Origin of the sequence: Pseudoalteromonas sp. 31A1, from assembly GCF_011378815.1 — a bacterium.
In the GTDB taxonomy this organism is placed as follows: Bacteria; Pseudomonadota; Gammaproteobacteria; order Enterobacterales; family Alteromonadaceae; genus Pseudoalteromonas; species Pseudoalteromonas arctica.
Genome location: NZ_WTKY01000059.1, coordinates 1 through 2,170, shown reverse-complemented (window position 1 = coordinate 2,170; position 2,170 = coordinate 1). Strand labels below are relative to the sequence as shown.

The 2,170-nt window shown below is 37.5% G+C and carries 2 protein-coding genes; one reads left to right on the top strand and one right to left on the bottom strand.

All coding sequences use genetic code 11. The features are described 5' to 3' along the window. Positions 1-1,104: sodium:proton antiporter (locus GQR52_RS20275; protein ID WP_165729606.1), on the top strand; the 1,104-nt coding region annotated here is incomplete at its 5' end. A 102-nt stretch (positions 1,105-1,206) separates the two neighbouring features. Here GQR52_RS20275 and GQR52_RS20270 read toward each other — a convergent pair. Further along, positions 1,207-1,755: a hypothetical protein gene (locus tag GQR52_RS20270; RefSeq protein WP_039488156.1), complete on the bottom strand. Its 549-nt coding sequence runs from the start codon at positions 1,753-1,755 to the stop codon at positions 1,207-1,209. Positions 1,756-2,170 lie beyond the last annotated feature (415 nt).

The window sequence follows — 2,170 nt, the reverse complement described above, 5'->3', positions numbered from 1 at the left end:
GCTATATTTTTGGGCTTTTTAGGGTTTGATGATCTTATAGATTACGAAGTGAGCTTGCTCGATCAGTTAGATTTTACTGAAGTTTTGCTCGATGGCATGCTCTCTATGCTGCTTTTTGCTGGGGCGCTGCACGTAAATGTTAGCGATTTAAGACGCTATAAATTACCAATAGGTATTTTGGCCTGTGTGGGTACGTTGCTATCTACGGTTATTATTGCTGGCGCGCTTTATTTAGTGCTTCCTTTGCTTGGTTTTGATTTAGCATTTATTTGGTGTTTACTGTTTGGCGCATTAATTTCGCCAACCGATCCGATTGCGGTAATGGGAATTTTACAATCTGCGGGTGCGCCTAAAAGTATAGAAACCGTAATTGCGGGTGAATCGTTGTTTAACGATGGTATTGGCGTGGTTATTTTTGTGCTTTTATTGGGTGTTTTATCGAGTGGTGATATTCCTACAACCTATTATGTAGCACACACGCTAGCGGTTGAAGCCGGTGGTGGTATTGTTTTTGGTTTGGTATTAGGTGGTATTTTATATTACTTACTTAAAAGTATTGATAGTTACCAAGAAGAAGTACTACTTACTTTAGCGGGCGTTATTGGTGGCTATGCACTGGCTAGCCATTGGCATTTGTCGGGCCCACTTGCAATGGTAATGATGGGGCTAATGGTGGGCAATCATGGACGTAGTATGGCTATGAGCGACAAAACACGCCATTACGTTGATTTATTTTGGGAGCTGATTGACGAAATTTTAAATGCCATTTTATTTGTACTCATAGGGCTTGAAGTCGTCATGATTGCATTTTCGAGTAATTTGTTTATTGCTGGTGGCTTAACAATTTTAATCGCGTTACTCGCACGTTTAATTGTTGTGGGTATAACAACCACTACATTTAATAAGCAATTAGAGTTGCCATCTGGCGCATGGAAAGTTTTAACCTGGGGTGGCTTGCGTGGTGGTATTTCGGTTGCACTGGTATTGCAACTACCTGATGGGAACGAGCGCGATATTTTGTTGGCTCTCACTTATGCGGTTGTGGTTTTTTCTATTTTAATTCAGGGTTTGAGTATTGGTAAAGTAGCCAAAACTATCCGTTAAATATAAATCGGTTAGATCAAACCTGTTAAATGTAATTTATTATAAAGCGTGTGAAATAGCTGTATTTCACACGCTTTTTATTTTTCTTATAAAAAAGGGTAATTAAAACGTAAAGCTGAGCTGCACACCGCTGTAAATATGTTCTTGTGCTTCCCAGTAGTCGCCATCTATTTGGCGTGCTCGGGTAAATACTTCTATTTTAAATGGCTTAAAGTGATAACCCGCACCTATACCTGCGTAACCGTCTATGTCGTTGTTCGATTTTTCTATTTGGTAGGTGTTATCGCCTCTATCGTTTTTAAAGGCGAGTTCGAACAGATCTAAGCCTAGCTCGGCGTATATAAAAAAGTCATTGAAATAACCAAGCTTCATGCCATTGTCCCACGTTATAAATTCTTCTTGCTCGCCTTGTTTATTATCGATTACTGCCGCGCCAATTGCGCTGGTAAAAACAACACCAAAGTTACTGTAATTTTGTTTGACCATCATTTCTACACCCGCAGATGTAATGCTGCTATCACCATTAAATTCTGATTTTATAAACATACCGGTGTTAGGCATGTCATTACCGAGCAAAAGCCTTGCGTTAGCATTTTGGCTAAATGATAAAAGCGTGCTTAATAAAACAAAAAGAGGAAGTATGTGTTTCAAAAAAGTTAATCCATTAATGATGAAAAGTTACCAGAGGCGTAATTATAAATACATAACTTAGTATTGCATGTAATTAAATGTATAAATTTGTTTGATTGTTATTCAGCTACGCCAAAGTAAGGTGTTTAAAATAAAACCAACTAAAAAAAGGCATAAATAATTATATGTATTTTGAAATGTAAAGTAGCGATTTTAGGCACGATTGTTGGTTCGTAAGTTATTTAAATATATAGAAAAAGTTTAAACGTATTAGACTAAGGTCTATAGGTTAATTTTTCTCACTTATTAGGTTTGTTTTAATCGTTTGTCGGGGTTGTGGTAATTCACTAAAGTTCAGTTGTCGGCAACAAGCACGGCTTAACTAATCAGGAATATGACCATGAAACTTACACTTATCAAAACTATCGCTCTTAGC